General features: G+C 35.6%; 19 protein-coding genes. 15 read left to right on the top strand and 4 right to left on the bottom strand.

Annotation, left to right across the window (positions count from 1 at the left end):
* Nucleotides 1-67: 67 nt before the first annotated feature.
* The 7 genes from AAC084_RS04180 to AAC084_RS04150 all read left to right on the top strand — a co-directional run bounded on the left by AAC084_RS04180 (nucleotide 68) and on the right by AAC084_RS04150 (nucleotide 5,828).
* Nucleotides 68-1,189 (top strand): NAD(P)/FAD-dependent oxidoreductase, encoded by a 1,122-nt coding sequence (locus AAC084_RS04180; protein WP_339837318.1) that lies wholly within the window; start codon nucleotides 68-70, stop codon nucleotides 1,187-1,189.
* Nucleotides 1,189-1,896: a methyltransferase domain-containing protein gene (locus tag AAC084_RS04175; protein ID WP_339837316.1), complete on the top strand. Its 708-nt coding sequence runs from the start codon at nucleotides 1,189-1,191 to the stop codon at nucleotides 1,894-1,896. Before AAC084_RS04180 ends, AAC084_RS04175 begins: the two co-directional genes overlap by 1 nt.
* Before the next feature lie 23 nt (nucleotides 1,897-1,919).
* On the top strand, nucleotides 1,920-2,975 hold the full coding sequence (locus tag AAC084_RS04170) for a type III polyketide synthase (RefSeq protein WP_339837314.1): 1,056 nt from the start codon (nucleotides 1,920-1,922) through the stop codon (nucleotides 2,973-2,975).
* Between the two features lie 21 nt (nucleotides 2,976-2,996).
* Nucleotides 2,997-3,779: an SDR family oxidoreductase gene (locus tag AAC084_RS04165; RefSeq protein WP_339837312.1), complete on the top strand. Its 783-nt coding sequence runs from the start codon at nucleotides 2,997-2,999 to the stop codon at nucleotides 3,777-3,779.
* Nucleotides 3,780-3,789: 10 nt separating this feature from the next.
* A complete protein-coding gene (locus AAC084_RS04160; RefSeq protein WP_339837310.1) occupies nucleotides 3,790-4,242 on the top strand; it encodes a FabA/FabZ family ACP-dehydratase in 453 nt (150 codons plus the stop codon).
* Entirely contained in the window at nucleotides 4,235-5,509 is a 1,275-nt protein-coding gene (locus AAC084_RS04155; RefSeq protein WP_339837308.1) for a beta-ketoacyl-[acyl-carrier-protein] synthase family protein, read from the top strand. The genes AAC084_RS04160 and AAC084_RS04155 overlap by 8 nt, the downstream gene beginning before the upstream one ends.
* Before the next feature lie 64 nt (nucleotides 5,510-5,573).
* Complete coding sequence (locus tag AAC084_RS04150; protein ID WP_339837306.1) at nucleotides 5,574-5,828, top strand: phosphopantetheine-binding protein; 255 nt, start codon at nucleotides 5,574-5,576, stop codon at nucleotides 5,826-5,828.
* 8 nt (nucleotides 5,829-5,836) lie between these two features.
* Here AAC084_RS04150 and AAC084_RS04145 read toward each other — a convergent pair whose 3' ends face one another.
* The gene (locus AAC084_RS04145) at nucleotides 5,837-6,775 is read right to left on the bottom strand and encodes a TerC family protein (RefSeq protein ID WP_339837302.1); all 939 of its coding nucleotides are present in this window, start codon (nucleotides 6,773-6,775) and stop codon (nucleotides 5,837-5,839) included.
* A gap of 409 nt (nucleotides 6,776-7,184) precedes the next feature.
* Here AAC084_RS04145 and AAC084_RS04140 point away from each other — a divergent pair, with 409 nt between their 5' ends.
* The gene (locus AAC084_RS04140; protein WP_339837299.1) at nucleotides 7,185-7,538 is read left to right on the top strand and encodes a hypothetical protein; all 354 of its coding nucleotides are present in this window, start codon (nucleotides 7,185-7,187) and stop codon (nucleotides 7,536-7,538) included.
* Nucleotides 7,539-7,547: 9 nt separating this feature from the next.
* Here AAC084_RS04140 and AAC084_RS04135 read toward each other — a convergent pair whose 3' ends face one another.
* Complete coding sequence (locus AAC084_RS04135; protein ID WP_339837297.1) at nucleotides 7,548-7,850, bottom strand: HPF/RaiA family ribosome-associated protein; 303 nt, start codon at nucleotides 7,848-7,850, stop codon at nucleotides 7,548-7,550.
* Nucleotides 7,851-8,081: 231 nt separating this feature from the next.
* Here AAC084_RS04135 and AAC084_RS04130 point away from each other — a divergent pair, with 231 nt between their 5' ends.
* From AAC084_RS04130 to AAC084_RS04120, 3 genes are all read left to right on the top strand, one after another.
* Entirely contained in the window at nucleotides 8,082-8,408 is a 327-nt protein-coding gene (locus AAC084_RS04130; RefSeq protein WP_339837295.1) for a hypothetical protein, read from the top strand.
* Nucleotides 8,409-8,514: 106 nt separating this feature from the next.
* A complete protein-coding gene (locus AAC084_RS04125; RefSeq protein WP_339837293.1) occupies nucleotides 8,515-8,835 on the top strand; it encodes a hypothetical protein in 321 nt (106 codons plus the stop codon).
* Nucleotides 8,836-8,896: 61 nt separating this feature from the next.
* Nucleotides 8,897-9,445 (top strand): DUF4251 domain-containing protein, encoded by a 549-nt coding sequence (locus AAC084_RS04120; RefSeq protein WP_339837290.1) that lies wholly within the window; start codon nucleotides 8,897-8,899, stop codon nucleotides 9,443-9,445.
* A 21-nt stretch (nucleotides 9,446-9,466) separates the two neighbouring features.
* Here AAC084_RS04120 and AAC084_RS04115 read toward each other — a convergent pair whose 3' ends face one another.
* The gene (locus AAC084_RS04115; RefSeq protein ID WP_339837287.1) at nucleotides 9,467-10,975 is read right to left on the bottom strand and encodes a biopolymer transporter TolR; all 1,509 of its coding nucleotides are present in this window, start codon (nucleotides 10,973-10,975) and stop codon (nucleotides 9,467-9,469) included.
* Between the two features lie 267 nt (nucleotides 10,976-11,242).
* Here AAC084_RS04115 and AAC084_RS04110 point away from each other — a divergent pair, with 267 nt between their 5' ends.
* The 4 genes from AAC084_RS04110 (at nucleotide 11,243) to AAC084_RS04095 (ending at nucleotide 14,511) form a co-directional block, all read left to right on the top strand.
* Nucleotides 11,243-11,671, top strand: a complete 429-nt coding sequence (locus AAC084_RS04110; RefSeq protein ID WP_339837284.1) for a peptidylprolyl isomerase — start codon at nucleotides 11,243-11,245, stop codon at nucleotides 11,669-11,671.
* Nucleotides 11,672-11,837: 166 nt separating this feature from the next.
* Nucleotides 11,838-12,734, top strand: coding sequence for a DUF1080 domain-containing protein (locus AAC084_RS04105; RefSeq protein WP_339837281.1), 897 nt, complete (start codon nucleotides 11,838-11,840; stop codon nucleotides 12,732-12,734).
* 17 nt (nucleotides 12,735-12,751) lie between these two features.
* Nucleotides 12,752-13,261, top strand: coding sequence for a TlpA disulfide reductase family protein (locus AAC084_RS04100; RefSeq protein WP_339837279.1), 510 nt, complete (start codon nucleotides 12,752-12,754; stop codon nucleotides 13,259-13,261).
* A complete protein-coding gene (locus tag AAC084_RS04095) occupies nucleotides 13,261-14,511 on the top strand; it encodes a hypothetical protein (protein ID WP_339837277.1) in 1,251 nt (416 codons plus the stop codon). Before AAC084_RS04100 ends, AAC084_RS04095 begins: the two co-directional genes overlap by 1 nt.
* Here the strand turns inward: AAC084_RS04095 and AAC084_RS04090 are convergent.
* Nucleotides 14,504-14,977 (bottom strand): FKBP-type peptidyl-prolyl cis-trans isomerase, encoded by a 474-nt coding sequence (locus AAC084_RS04090; RefSeq protein ID WP_339837275.1) that lies wholly within the window; start codon nucleotides 14,975-14,977, stop codon nucleotides 14,504-14,506. The two genes, AAC084_RS04095 and AAC084_RS04090, sit on opposite strands and share 8 nt — an antisense overlap.
* Nucleotides 14,978-15,196 lie beyond the last annotated feature (219 nt).

The following is a 15,196-nucleotide window of genomic DNA, read 5'->3' as shown; positions in this document are numbered from 1 at the left end:
GGTAATGAGTTAAATTAAAACCCTGCATTTGCAGGGTTTTTTTTGTAATTGATGTAACTTTCCGTAAGTGAAAGAACACGATGTACTTATTATAGGGGGTGGTTTAGCAGGTCTTACTGCGGCTATTCATTTAGCTCTGGAAGGTAAGGATATTGCAGTTTTTGAAATGAATGAATATCCTCATCATAAGGTGTGCGGTGAATATGTTTCTAAAGAGATAGAACCTTATTTAAATAGGTTGGGGGTGAACCCTAATGCTGTTGGTGCTACAAACATTTCACAATTTCAAATTTCTACGCATAAAGGATATTTGGTAGAAATCGAGTTACCCCTTGGCGGTTTTGGTATAAGCAGATACGCTTTAGATAATATGCTGTACCATCGCGCAAAGGAATTGGGAGTTATTTTTTATTTTGAAAAAGTAATTCGTACTGTGTTTAAAGACGGTGCCTTTATAATATCTACTATTACCCATAATTATACTTCTAAAATTGCTTTTGGGGCTTACGGTAAGCGTTCTATATTAGATAAAAACATGGAACGGAAATTCAGCCTTAAAAAGAACTCGTGGTTGGCAGTTAAGGCACATTATCAAATAGATGATTTTCCTGAGCAATTAGTGGGCTTACATAATTTTGATGGAGGATATGGCGGACTTTCTAAAACGGAAACGGGAGCTGTTAATTTCTGTTATCTCGCACATTATGAAACCTTTAAAAAATATAAGGACATTACCGCTTTTAACAACCAAGTAGTGGCAAAAAACCCATTTCTCCATACTTTTTTATCAAATGCAAAACCACTTTTTTCACAGCCCATGACCATCGCACAAATATCTTTTGATAAGAAAGATGCTGTTGTTGATCATATGTTGATGTGCGGTGATACAGCCGGCCTTATTCATCCTCTTTGTGGCAATGGTATGGCCATGGCTATACACAGTGCAAAAATTGCATCAGAATTAGTATTGCGATTCTTAAATGATTCTAATTATGAACGTCATCAATTAGAGGTGGAGTATAAAAAAAGATGGTCTAAAACATTTAGCAATAGATTGTGGTTCGGTAGAAAATTGCAGCGTATCTTATTGAATAAATCAATGGTTACTATGGGTATTCATACCATCGGAAAGTCAAAAACATTGCTGAAATATATTATTAGTAAAACACATGGAGAACTGATATCATAATGGTAGATTTTACACACCGAAGTACTGAAGTTGAGATTATGGATACCTATTCCGGGACTACTAAGGAATTGGATATCATACTTCAAGACATCAATAGGGTAAATAGGTTGTTAGGTGGTTATGAGATTACCTTAAATACTGTTTTTAAGCTACTTAAAATAGAAGATAAAGAATCGTATACGATTTTAGATATGGGTTGTGCTGAAGGAACCATGCTTAGAAAGTTGGCGACGGAGGCAAGAAAACGTAATATCAAGCTCAATTTGATAGGAGTAGACCTTAATAAGCAAGGACTAGAATTAGCGACATACTATTCTACTGAATATCCTGAAATAACCTTTTTAGAAGCTGACATTCTAACCACAGATTTTTCTAAATGGAATATTGATGTGGTAATGACCACATTGACCTTACATCATTTTTCAGATGAAGGAGTGGTTAAATTTGTAAATCAGTTTAATACCCTTGCCGCATTAGGAGTAGTAATAAATGATTTAGACCGTAATCCGCTTGCTTATTATTTGTTCAAGGCTTTTAGTTTCTTCTTTATAAAAACTGTCATCGCCAAGAAAGACGGATTATTATCCATTCAAAGGGCTTTTAAAAAGAAGGATTTATTAGAGTATGCGGCCCAAGTAAAAAGTGCATCACATGATATACAATGGAAATGGGCCTTTAGATATGTATGGGTTTTAAAAAAGAAGTAGTAGATTGAAGATTAAGAATAGTTATGAATCAAACAAGAATTGTTAGTGTCACCAAAGAGTTACCTGAATATTTTAGAGATACAAAGGATATACTGCCCTTGGTTGAATTTTGGTTAAGTGGACAAGAAGAACGATTTACCCGTAAGGTGATTAAGATTTTTGAAGGGGCAGCCGTAGATAAACGTTATTCTATAATGCCTCCAGAAGAAGTTTTTATAGCCACTACTTTTGAGGATAAAAATAATATTTACGTTAGGGAAGCAAAACGTATGGGCGCTAATGTGCTACGTAACGCACTTAAAAAAAGCAATTGGCAGGCTGATTCTATTGACTACATTATAACCGTAAGTTGTACGGGAATTATGATTCCCTCGTTAGATGCTTATTTAATTAATGAGCTTAATATGCGCCAAGATATAGTTCGGCTTCCCGTGACAGAAATGGGTTGTGCTGCAGGAGTATCTGGACTCATATATGCCCATAATTTTCTTAAGTCAAATCCGGGTAAGCGAATTGCGTTGGTTTCTGTTGAGAGTCCGACTGCCACATTTCAGCTTAATGATTATTCCATGGCTAATATGGTCAGCGCAGCGATTTTCGGTGATGGGGCTGCATGTGTTCTGTTGTCTTCTGAGGAAGATGCTGTAGGACCAAAGATTGTTGGAGAGGAAATGTATCATTTTAAAGATGCTACTGAAATGATGGGTTTCGATTTAACTAATCATGGTTTAAAGATGATTTTAGACCCAGCGGTTCCTGAAACCATATCCAATCATTTCTCCGATATTGTTCACCCATTTTTAGAAAAATACGGAAGTGATATTCATAAGGTCGATCATTTAATTTTTCATCCCGGAGGTAAAAAAATTGTACAAACAGTGGAGTCTCTATTTGGGGCTTTAGGTAAGAATATAGATGATACACGTGAAGTGCTACGGTTGTACGGAAATATGAGTAGCGCCACCGTTCTTTACGTTTTAGAGCGTTTTTTAGAAAAAGATATACCAACAGGAGAGCAAGGACTCATTTTAAGTTTTGGACCCGGTTTCTCAGCACAACGAGTTCTTATTGAATGGTAAATTTGAAAAATAACGAGATATATGGATGCTAATCATTGGGCTTTAATTTTAGGAGGTAGCAGCGGACTCGGTCTTGCGACAGCAAAGAAATTAGCCAGTCAAGGGTATCACATCATAATTGTTCATAGAGATAGACGTTCTAATATGGATGAGATAGAAACTTCATTCAATGAAATTCGCGCTTTTGGAAATCAATTTAGAGCATTGAATGCCGATGCCTTAAATGCAGAAAAGCGTTCAGTTATTATTTCTGATATAGAACACCAATTACCAGAAGGACATAAAATTAAAATATTGGTACATAGTGTCGCAAAAGGAACCTTAAAACCTATGTATTCTGAAAATAAACCAACCCTTACCGATACTGATTTCAGAATTACATTCGATGCCATGGCACTGAGTTTATATGATTGGACAAAGGCATTGGTCGAATCGGGGTTATTTGCCTCAGACACTCGAATAATTTCTTTTACAAGTGAGGGTAATACCAAGGCATTACCAAATTATAGTGCTGTTTCTGTGGCAAAAGTAGCTTTAGAAGCATTGACACGTAGTATTGCTTTGGAATTTGCGCCAATAGGTATAAAAGCGAATTGCATACAGGCAGGTATTACAATGACCAAGTCTTTATCCATGATTCCGGGTTATGAGCAAATTAAAGAGAATGCATTAAAAAGGAATCCGAATAATCGATTGACAACTCCTGAAGATGTTGCAAATGCGGTTTATTTACTGACAACTGAGGAAGCAAAATGGATTACTGGTACCGTAATCAAGGTAGATGGTGGAGAAAGTTTGATTTAAGCTATAATCTATGACAAAAAATACATTTCAGTGGATATTGAATAGATTGCCATACGCGGAGCCTTTTTTGTTTGTTGATGAGATTTTAAAGGTAAATGAGAAAAGTGCAGAAGGAACTTATGCGTTTAAACCTGATGCTGCATTTTATGATGGTCATTTTAAGAATAATCCAGTAACACCGGGAGTATTATTAACAGAGTGCTGTGCACAAATTGGTCTTGTCAGTTTAGGTATTTATCTTTTAGAAGAAGAAAGTAGATTAGAAAACCTCAAAATCGGAATGAGTAGTTCTCAAATGGAATTTTTGCTTCCTGTTTTTCCCGGAGAACGTGTTCGTGTAATATCTGAGCTGGTGTACTTCCGATTTCATAAATTAAAATGCGTCGTAAAAATGTATAACGAGGATAATAAACTAGTCTGCAAGGGTACATTGGCAGGCATGATTGGTATAAGCAATGAGTAGGCGCGTAGTAATAACTGGGTTGGGGGTGTGTGCACCCAATGGTGTTGGTCTTACCGATTTCACTCAATCCCTTTTAGAAGGTAAAAGTGGCATTCGTCACCAACCTATTTTAGAGAAATTAGGTTTTGGTTGTCAAATTGCTGGAGAACCTTTAGTGAAAGATAATCTGATAGACACTTATTTTACACCGCTTGAAAGAAGGGGGTTGAATGCCACGGGAATCGTATACGGAGTTATCGCGGGCATAGATGCATGGAAAGATGCAGGTTTAGAAAAGAACAGTACAGATGAACCTAGTTGGGACAGAGGTATCATTTTCGGTACAGGTATTTTAGGTGTAGATAAATTTAGAGAAGCTATTCATCTTATAGATGAGGGCAATGTACGAAGACTCGGTAGCACCTCGGTCATACAAACCATGGCCAGTGGTATAAGTGCCTATTTGGGCGGATTGTTGGGTTGCGGTAATCAAGTTACAACCAATTCTGCTGCGTGTACCACAGGTACAGAAGGTATTATTATGGCTTTTGAGCGTATTAGTCAAGGAAAAGCAGAGATTATGCTTACAGGAAGCTGTAGTGATAGCGGTCCGTATGTATGGGGCGGATTTGATGCCATGCGTATTTTACCAAGAGGATATAATGATAATCCTTCCCAAGCCAGTAGACCAATGAGTGCTACAGCTAATGGATTTATACCTGGAAGTGGGGCAGGGTCTTTAGTTCTTGAATCTTTGGAAAGTGCACAGAAGAGAGGTGCACATATCTATGCCGAAGTTTTAGGTGGAGAAATTAATAGTGGCGGACAGTTAGGAGAAGGATCAATGACGGCACCTAATAGTGTGGCAGTGCAACGTTGTATTCGCTATGCTGTACTCAATGCAGGAATTGAAGCTTCTGAGGTTGATGTTATAAATGGGCATTTGACCGCAACGGCGAAAGATGCCTTGGAGATAGAAAATTGGAGTAAAGCGTTAGACCGTAAAGGCGAGGATTTTCCATATATTAATTCCTTTAAAGGCTCTATTGGCCATTGTTTGGCTGCAGCAGGTAGTATTGAGAGCGTCGCAACCATATTGCAATTTAAAGAACAAGTGGTATTTAAGAATATAAATTGTGATGATATACACCCTGAAATACAGTCATTAATTTCAGATGAGCGTATTCCTAGAAAAACAGTTCCCCATAAACCTAAAATAATAGCTAAAGCAAGTTTCGGCTTTGGTGATGTGAATGCGTGTGTTATTTTTAAGGAGTATTCAGCGTAAGTACTAGGACAACCTTATCATAAATCCATATAATTATACCTTTCGGTATTAAAATTAAAATTAAATGCAAGAAGAAGAAAAATATAATAAACTAAAGGATATTATTAAGGTTTACCTTCCTGAAGATGTAACTGTTGCAGACATTGAGCAGAATAGTCATTTCATGAATGACTTAAATATTAATTCCGCTAACCTAGTTGACATCGTTCTAGATGTGGAAGATGCTTTTGATATTCGTTTAGAAAATGATGACATGGACCAAATGCAAACCGTAAATGATGCCATGGCGATTATTGATACCAAATTAGAAAACAAATAAACGGTTTCCTATGCTTTCTCTTTAATAAGAGTTGAAGCTAGAATACCAGAAACTAAGGCTATAGAGATAACGGCTAATGAAACCCATTCTGGTAATTCTAAATAATGTGAGAATAGCATTTTCAAACCTACAAAAGCCAATATGACTACTAGACTATAGTTGATGTATCTAAATTTTTCTAACATTCTAGAAATTAAAAAGTACATAGATCGCAAACCTAATATGGCTAAAATGTTAGAGCTAAAGACAATAAAAGGGTCTGCGGTAATCGCTAATATGGCAGGTATACTATCTAAAGCAAATAGAATATCGGTTAGTTCAATAATAATTAGGGCTACAAATAGTGGGGTAGCAGCATTGACTCCCATTCGTTTCACAAAAAAATCATGTCCGTGCATGGTTGATGTAACAGGGTATATTTTCTTGATTTGTTTAAAAACAAAAGAGTTCTTAGGGTCAAAATCATCATCATCACCTTTTAGCATTTTAAATGCAGTATACAATAAGAAGATACCGAAAATATAGATGATCCATTCAAATTTGGTGATTAAGGCAACTCCGAAGAAAATCATTAAGGCTCTAAAAACAATTGCTCCTAAAATTCCCCAAAATAATACGCGATGCTGGTAAATAGGCGGAATTTTAAAGGATCCGAATATTACAGCAATGACAAATACATTATCGACACTTAATGATAATTCGATAAGGTAACCGGTAATGTATTTTAAGACGGCATTGTTGGGTGTTAATCCGGTTGGGTTAGCAATAATATTGGAATTGAACAACCAATAAATCACGCCGCTAAAGCTAAATGCTACGGTGACCCAGATTGCAGTCCAGATTGCGGCCTCCTTCGATTTAATGACATGCTCATGCTTATGAAAGACACCTAGGTCTAAAGCAAGAAATATTAGTACAAAGGCAATGAAAACAATCCAGACTATCATATCATTATTTTGAAGAGGTAAAGGTATTGAATTTTGACATTTAGTATTTTATTTTATTGAAATGTTTATGTCTTGGAGCCAAAATATTTAAGACCCTGTATAATAGTAAATTTCACTTTTAAATTTTCAAATAATTAAAACTATAAAACTAAATGTTAGTGCTATCGAATTTGAAATAGTATAGATTGTTAATTATAATGTTATTAATGGTTGGTAGATGTTAGTTGTGTAGTTTAATTATAGTTTAAAACAATAATCAACAACGATTTAAATGAAGAATAATTTCATAAAAGTTGTAATTTCCTTAAAAGGATGAACAGTTTAGTTCTATCGATTAATAACCCTTTGATAACCTATTTATTGAGATTAGAAAATATAGTATTACATTTCTAGTAGAACAACTATTGAAATGAAAAAACTAACCTTTTTGGGTGGTGTTTTCGTATACTTTTTTTTGAGTATAAACACTACTATTGCACAAGATGCAGAAATAATAAATGCTAAAATTAACAAAAGAACACTTCTTACCCAGTTTGAGTCTGGTTATGTGCTTTCTGTCTCTGAACGTATTGCATTAAAACAAAGCAGAATAGCATTTCAATTTCGAACTAGAGAAATACTGGATTCACTTGATATATCCGATAAAAAAAGAAAGCGCTTAATTAAAGAATTAAAGCGCAATCCGTTTTCTAACCGAATTCAAGAGGTAATTGCTAATGAGACCAAATCAGAAGATAGTCTAAAAGAGCTTACACCAAATTGAAAATGTAATTTAATGCGATTGCATCTTAGCTTTTCGTTTCTCAAGCTGTCTTTGTAGGTCGTCTACCGATGAAGCTATCGAGGCTTCGAAACTTCCTGTGGAAGATTGAGCAAATAAGCGAGGTCCAGGGGCACTCAAGCGAATATTACATACCATGCCAGTATCTGGTGATGATGTATTTTCTGTTTTGAAAAAAACATCAGATCTCACTATAAAATCGAATTTATCCACTAATTTCTCTAATTTCTGAGCAGCCATAATCTCTAATCGATTGCTGGCTTTTACATCGTCGTATTCAAAATTGATATTCATAGGTTCAAAGTTTATATTAAGGTACTCATTTCAAAGCTTCCAACAACAAAAAAAAACTTAAAATAAATACTGATGTAAGTTAACAATTGCTAATCCTTTTGTTTCTATATCATTAACAAAAGTGCTGGTAAATTAAAGTTAAGTTAAACTACTACAAACATAGTTCAAATTCAAACTTCTTACCTTAATTTGAAATAAGTTTCCCACAATTTCATTTTAAAACCTAGCCCTATGGAAAATGAACTGAATAAATCTAAATATTTAGGTAAATTGGAACGCTGTTATAATACACTCCAATATTTTAAAACACGCATAGATTCATATTTATATGAACCTTCTACGCGAACACTTTTTGAGACCAAGGCTTATTTAAAAAATAAAATCGGGAAATTGGCAGATGCAAACGAAAGACTCCTAGATTATTTAAAAATAACCAATGAGCTTTTGCCTGATCAGTACCAATCAGTAAACTTTCACATTAAGGAAACGGCAGAATTGGAAAGTGATGTAATAGCGTATACCTATAAATCTAGAAAATCTATTGAAACGTCTATATAGCAAGTGAAGTTGTTCGTTGGCTTATCAGTTATTCCATTTGGTAAATAAAATACATGTCTTATTCTATTAATAGTTATTTTAGTGGTAGAACCCTAATACTATTTAAATGAAAAGTTTTTTTCGTTTTACCTTATGTTGCTTTATATTTTCTTCATGTATTGCCCATTCACAAAACGCTGAATTTAAAAAAGCTAAAGTTGCCACAGCGGAAGAAGAACCGATTATGTTTCAGTTCGAGCCTAATTATGAAACTACAAGGGTACAGCACCGAGAAATTTTGTTGAAACGAATTAAGGCTTTAGATTCACTTCCTATTTCTGATAAGAAAAGACTTCGTATGATCAAGGAAATCTATCGGAATTCACATACAGATAAATTTCAAAAAGCCATGTTGGTCAATGCGAAATCTGAAGATGATGATTATTAAGCATAATTGTAGCAGTTTGGCATAGATTTAGCTGATTTTAAGGTGTTTAATATAATATACTATGAAAACAGTTGTTGCTTCTTTATTGGTCTTTGGTTTATTATTTAGTTGTTCAACAACTAAAAAAAATATAAGCGATACCCATCCTATTCATGCACTTGTAACTTCAAAGTCTTTTGAATTTACGGCAGACTGGGCAAACCCTATGGTTACACAAAGTATGACTGCCGTAGCTAATTCAGGACTTATTCCACCTGGCAGCAATGTTTCCCGTATTAATTTAGCCGGAAATCCAAATTTTATTAAAATTGTTGACGATAGCGTTTCAGCTAGTTTACCCTATTACGGAGAGCGCCAATTTGGTGGTGGTTATGGTTCTGCTACAGGAATTGAATTTAATGGTATCCCAGAGGGTTATGATCAGACTTTCGATGCCGATAAAGGAAAATATACTATCAGTTTTAACATCAAGGATACGTCCGACCGTTATTACGTAACCATGGCCATCTTTCCAAGTAAATCGACAACTGTAGCTGTGAGTCTTAATAATCGAAATTCCATACGTTATGAAGGTGCTATCAAGGCATTGGAGAATAGCACCAAGCAGTAGCCATTATCTTCCTTAATAAATTTAGTAACGATCTGTATTGGTTACGAAAGCAATTCGTTTACTATCCGGAGACCAACTCGGTACATTTATAGTTCCTTGACCACCATAGATATGGGCTAGTACCTTAGGTTCTCCTCCTTTAAATGGCATAATGCGTAACATACAATGTTTGTAGAATGGATGTTCACTCGGATTTATATCCTTCGGAAAAGAAATAAAAACTATCCATTTTTGATCCGGACTCACATGTGGGAACCAATCGTTGTATTCATCAAATGTTAGTTGGGTCTGTTTCTTACCATTCGCTTTCATTCGATAAAGCTGCATGGTACCCGACCGTACCGAATTGAAGTAAATATATTTTCCGTTCTTACTATATTCAGGTCCGTCGTCTAGAGTTGGTAAATCGGTTAGTTGTTCTTCTTTCCCCGATTTAACATTGACTGCGAATATATTATAAGCTCCGTTCCTTTCGCCTGTAAACAACATTTCTTTATTGTTTGGCGACCAACCATGAAAGTAAGATGCACCAACCCCAGGTTTAGTAACCATTTTAGGCAATGAGTCACCCTTTGTAGGTAAATAATATAGGGCAGAAGAACCATTATCTTTCTGATTGTGATTACTGATGCCTAACAGACTACCATCAAAAGTGAGTACATGATCATTATTGTTATTTACAGCAAAACCTGTGTTCAGCGGAGTAATAGCATTGGTTTCTAGTTCATAATTATAAAGATGACCTTTAGAATTGTAAATTAATTTTTTACCATCGACCGTCCAGTTGGGAGCTTGAATAGAATGAGCGGAATGATGAATAATTTTTCTGTGTCCGGTTTCTACATCCATCAATTCTAAATTACTGCCCAAATAATCGCGATAGGGCGTGTTATCAGCACTTACCGGTTTTACTATTCGCACATTGCTAAAGGTGGCACTTTCCAAAACCTTAGGATTATGAGAGCATACATATACCCCAACATACACTTCGTTGTCAAGTTCCATATCGGTAAGCTCGACAGTGGTAAACTCTTCGCCAAATTTTGCAGTAGACATGATATAGGTAGTGCCACGTCTTTCTAGTTGAATAATAGTAGGGGACTGGTCATTAGATTTCAGCTCTTCGGTAAGTCCGCCAACCGTTTTCCGATATTGTAAAGAGGTAAGTCCGTCACCATGTATACTTGCATTTACATGTGCAGAATTTGTATCAAGACTATTTTTAATAATCCAACCCGTTTTGCGATGTGGGTCAGAACTACCCCCATTAAATTTTACGGTAGCTCGCAAAATAAAATCCCCTTGAATAGTCGTCCATAAATATTGAAACTCGTCGGTGCCGAACCACATATTGCTGCCAGCGCCTGTTAAAGTATAGGTTTGGTTTGTAGCATTAAAGGTTGCAGAGCCGGTAAGTTTTGGATTACCGATGGCGGTTTCACCATCAAATATTCCGATTTTATATTGTGCCTGAAAAGAGGTAGTAATCAATATGAATAAAAAGGTGAAGTAAAGAACTCGTAATTTCATGATTTATGGATGTTAATTGTTGAGTAGTTGATATTTAAATATACTCTTTAATTCTTTTCCTTTAATAATGAGCCGCTTATGAATTCCTCAAAAACGGACTGACTTCATTTTCGATATTCATTATCTATTGATGTTTTTATTTCGATTAACCGCTCTTTTACGTTAAAAGAAGCCTAAAAAAGGAAGGTTTTGCCATAATTTTCGTTATTAGCTATTGAGAACTTTACCTTTGCACTTCAATTAAGTTAAATAGTAGAATTTAATAGTATGAGCAAAGTAAAAGCAGACGACAGAGTATTATTACATTACACAGGTAAATTGAGTGATGGGCAAGTTTTTGATAGTTCGGTAGATAGAGAACCTTTAGAAGTGAAATTAGGAGAAGGTAGTTTGATACCTGGTTTCGAAAAGGGGTTGTTGGATATGGAACCTAAAGAGAAAAAGACCATCGTAATAGCTAAAGAAGAGGCATATGGTGAAAAACGCCAAGAGCTTTTTCAAGCCGTAAAAAAATCAGATTTGCCAGAAGATATGAAAGTAGAAGTAGATATGGCACTTATGGCTACAAATGCTGATGGTAGTGAAAAACAATTACGTGTTGCAGAAGTAAAGGAAGATGAAATTGTAGTAGATGCAAATCATCCTTTGGCAGGTGAAGATTTAACTTTCGAGTTAGAATTACTTGAGATAAAATAAATACTAGAGTTTATATAGTGTGAAACCGCCCTTAATAGGGGCGGTTTTTTTTGTTTTGATATCCGAATTAAAGTATGTTCGCATGATAATATAAATTAGAGAATAGTCTAAGATTATCCTATATTATATTTTACTAGATTTTATACTCCTTCAAAAGAATTGTAATATGACCAACCTGAAAATTGACACCTTTAAGTTTAATCGATTTATCTGTTCTACTGCAATGGTAGTCATGTTTCTACTTTGCCTATCCTGTGGGGAAAAGTCGGCAGAAATAGAGCAAGAAGAATGGGTAGCATTGTTTAATGGAGATAATTATGACGACTGGACACCAAAATTTGCGGGGTATGAACTTGGGGTCAACCATAATGATAGATTTGTTTACGAGGATAGTCTTTTAAGTGTTCGGTACGCTAAAACAGATACGTTTAATGGTAATTTTGGACATTTATATTATAAACAGAAATTCTCTCATTATAAACTAAGGGCAACCTATCGATTTGTAGGAGAGCAAATGACCAATGGTCCTGGTTGGGCTTTTCGAAATAACGGACTTATGTTACATTGCCAAGAACCTGCAACTTTAGGGCTAGAACAAGATTTTCCAATTTCTTTAGAGTTTCAACTTTTAGGCGGTGATGGCACCAATGAGCGTACTACAGCTAATTTGTGCACACCAGGTACCAATGTCGTTATGGGCGATAGTTTGTTTACGCCCCATTGTGTTAACTCAACCTCAAAGACGTATCATGGTGATCAATGGGTTACGGCAGAAGCCTTAGTGCTTGGTGATTCTCTTGTACAGCATATTATGGATGGGGAAGTGGTACTTGAATTCAAATCGCCCACCATTGGCGGCGGCGGTATATCTGGATATAATGAAAGTGCCTACCAAGAAGGCAAGCCATTAAAAGAAGGGTACATATCGATTCAGGCAGAGACGCATCCCATAGATTTTAAGAGTATTGAACTTTTAAACCTTTGTGGTTGTATGGATGAAACTGCCAAGAATTATAAATCTTATTACATAAAGGCAGATAATAAAACTTGTATTTACAATTAGAAAAATTAGAAAAACCTATGCAGTTACGAACAGTGCTTTTTATATTTTTAGGGGCAACTTTATTTAGTTGTAAAGATGTAAAAGAAGAAAAGAATAAGGATCCTGAACCTATTGAATTAGAGGCGGAAAAGGTTTCTACATCGTTGTATGAAGATTTAGATGGAAAACCCGTTGCTTTAGCCGATTATAAAGGAAAAAAGATACTCTTAAATTATTGGGCAACGTGGTGCCGTCCCTGTATTGAAGAAATGCCTGCTTTACTGAATTTACAAGAGATTTTAGAAGAAGAGAATTATGTGTTTTTATTTGCTTCAGACCAATCGGTGAAGAAAATATCTAAATTTAAAAAAGCACGCGGTTTCGATTTTAAATACATTAAATATAACGGGGCATATGCTGACCAAAAAATCAGTGCTATACCCGTAACATTCATATATAATGAAGTAGGGGAGCAGGTTTCTCGTTTTGATGGTAGTATGATTTGGGATAGCCCTGAAATGATTGAAAAACTAAGACAATTACACTAATGCGCTCAAAACCCTATTTTTATATACTCGCTTTAACGGTAACCGTTTTTGGTTGCAAACAAGAATCAAAACAAGTAATAAAACAAGAACAACCGGAAACCAAAATAACGGTGGTTCAAGAACTGGTTTCTCCAGCTTCGGCATCGAGTTCTTTACCACATTTAATGTCGAATAAAGATGTAACATTATTGTCTTGGGTAGAAACTGCAGGCGATACGTTAAATACGATGTTCTATGCAGAATTGGTAGATGGCAATTGGCAAAAGCCTCAAGCTATATTAAGAGGTAGTGACTGGTTCGTTAATTGGGCCGATTACCCTATGATTAGTGAGAATAATGGTAGTTTATGGTCACACGTATTAAAGAAATCTACCGTGGGCACGTATTCTTATGATATTAAGATGAATGTAAAGCCTAAGGGTGCAACGGAATGGAAAACTGATTTGTCGTTACATACCGATGGTACACCAACAGAACATGGTTTTGTGAGTATACAGCCTTATAACAATAACTTTTTTGTGAATTGGCTAGATGGTAGAAATACCGAAGAAAATGAAGCAGGGGAGCGGGGAGCTATGACCTTGCGGGCAGGCGTTGTATCGACTACCGGTGAAATGTTGCAAGAGTATGAATTAGATACGAGTACATGCGATTGTTGCCAGACTACTTCGGCAATAACAGATAACGGACCTATTGTGGTATATCGTGATCGCTCGGAAGATGAAATTCGTGATATAAGTATTGTACGCCTGATAGATGGAAACTGGACAATACCTAAAGTACTGCATGAAGATAATTGGCAAATTAAAGGTTGTCCTGTTAACGGACCAAAAGTTGCGGCATTGGGTAATGAAGTCGTAGTAGCTTGGTTTACAGGAGCTGAAAATAAACAAAAAGTTCAAATAGTTTTTTCTTCGGATGGTGGTGAGCAGTTTCAAGAACCTGTAGTAGTTGCAAAAGGTAATGTAATGGGCAGGGTAGATGTGCTTTGGATGGATGAAGATGCAGCTGTTGTAAGCTGGATGGAATCTGTCGATAAAAAGGCCGTATTCAATGCTATGATTGTTTCCAAAAATGGAAAAGTTTCTAACAAACAAGTGATTACTGAAATGGATGGTTCACGTAAATCAGGATTTCCTCAAATGGAAATAGTAGAAGAAACCCTTTATTTTGCTTGGACGGAGGAATCTAAGTCAGCCTCTAAAATAAGAACAGCTAAGATGTCGGTAGATGCTTTTTCGTTTAATTAACTGAAATAAGGCCGATATCAAAAACTAATACCGATCCTCCAGGTATCGTACTATAATCAAAACTTCCGTAGCCTAAGTGAGCAGGTACCAATAAGATTCCGTTACCTCCTTCATTAAAAAGGGGAATTCCTTCTGTCCAGCCTGCAATAACCTGATTAAGACCAATCGATAGTCCGTCAGTACTTTGGTCGAAAACAGACCCATCTAAAAAATATCCTTTGTAAGCTACCGTTACATTAGAAGAAGTGGTTGGTTTTGCTCCATCTCCTTGATTTTTAATGATATAATGTAATCCTGTGGATGTTTTTAATGAAACTAAATCATTGGCAGTCAAGTATTCATTGATTTCTACTTCATTGATTTCTGAAAAATCAATAGGTTCTTCAAGAGGTGTATTGTTATTAGAATTGCTTGAATTACATGAAACCATAATGGTTATAAGAAAAAGGACTGCAACGTATTTCATATGTGTTTTTTTTGTGAAGATAAGTTTTGCTAAAAAGCAATGAACTATTTTAAGTGGTATTTAACCATTTTAAGAAATGGTATACAATTATAGCTATTGAATGAAGGTGTTAACCGAGAACTTGATACTACAATTTTTATAAAGATACTTTTGAAACTTCACCGCCTGAATTTGAGAATCAAAGATGACGGCTTCAGTAATGCTATTTGCTAAAACGAG

The organism is uncultured Maribacter sp. (genome assembly GCF_963977385.1).
Classification (GTDB): domain Bacteria; phylum Bacteroidota; class Bacteroidia; order Flavobacteriales; family Flavobacteriaceae; genus Maribacter.
The sequence above is the reverse complement of the archived record's forward strand: the minus strand, read 5'-3'. Positions and strand labels throughout refer to the sequence as shown.

Coding starts and splice junctions, on each gene's coding strand:
- AAC084_RS04160 (WP_339837310.1), top strand. CDS start 3,790: ATGACAAAAAATACATTTCAGTGGATATTGAATAGATTGCCATACGCG.
- AAC084_RS04155 (WP_339837308.1), top strand. CDS start 4,235: ATGAGTAGGCGCGTAGTAATAACTGGGTTGGGGGTGTGTGCACCCAAT.
- AAC084_RS04145 (WP_339837302.1), bottom strand. CDS start 6,775: ATGATAGTCTGGATTGTTTTCATTGCCTTTGTACTAATATTTCTTGCT.
- AAC084_RS04170 (WP_339837314.1), top strand. CDS start 1,920: ATGAATCAAACAAGAATTGTTAGTGTCACCAAAGAGTTACCTGAATAT.
- AAC084_RS04175 (WP_339837316.1), top strand. CDS start 1,189: ATGGTAGATTTTACACACCGAAGTACTGAAGTTGAGATTATGGATACC.
- AAC084_RS04095 (WP_339837277.1), top strand. CDS start 13,261: ATGCGCTCAAAACCCTATTTTTATATACTCGCTTTAACGGTAACCGTT.
- AAC084_RS04140 (WP_339837299.1), top strand. CDS start 7,185: ATGAAAAAACTAACCTTTTTGGGTGGTGTTTTCGTATACTTTTTTTTG.
- AAC084_RS04125 (WP_339837293.1), top strand. CDS start 8,515: ATGAAAAGTTTTTTTCGTTTTACCTTATGTTGCTTTATATTTTCTTCA.
- AAC084_RS04115 (WP_339837287.1), bottom strand. CDS start 10,975: ATGAAATTACGAGTTCTTTACTTCACCTTTTTATTCATATTGATTACT.
- AAC084_RS04090 (WP_339837275.1), bottom strand. CDS start 14,977: ATGAAATACGTTGCAGTCCTTTTTCTTATAACCATTATGGTTTCATGT.
- AAC084_RS04105 (WP_339837281.1), top strand. CDS start 11,838: ATGACCAACCTGAAAATTGACACCTTTAAGTTTAATCGATTTATCTGT.
- AAC084_RS04165 (WP_339837312.1), top strand. CDS start 2,997: ATGGATGCTAATCATTGGGCTTTAATTTTAGGAGGTAGCAGCGGACTC.
- AAC084_RS04100 (WP_339837279.1), top strand. CDS start 12,752: ATGCAGTTACGAACAGTGCTTTTTATATTTTTAGGGGCAACTTTATTT.
- AAC084_RS04150 (WP_339837306.1), top strand. CDS start 5,574: ATGCAAGAAGAAGAAAAATATAATAAACTAAAGGATATTATTAAGGTT.
- AAC084_RS04130 (WP_339837295.1), top strand. CDS start 8,082: ATGGAAAATGAACTGAATAAATCTAAATATTTAGGTAAATTGGAACGC.
- AAC084_RS04110 (WP_339837284.1), top strand. CDS start 11,243: ATGAGCAAAGTAAAAGCAGACGACAGAGTATTATTACATTACACAGGT.
- AAC084_RS04120 (WP_339837290.1), top strand. CDS start 8,897: ATGAAAACAGTTGTTGCTTCTTTATTGGTCTTTGGTTTATTATTTAGT.
- AAC084_RS04135 (WP_339837297.1), bottom strand. CDS start 7,850: ATGAATATCAATTTTGAATACGACGATGTAAAAGCCAGCAATCGATTA.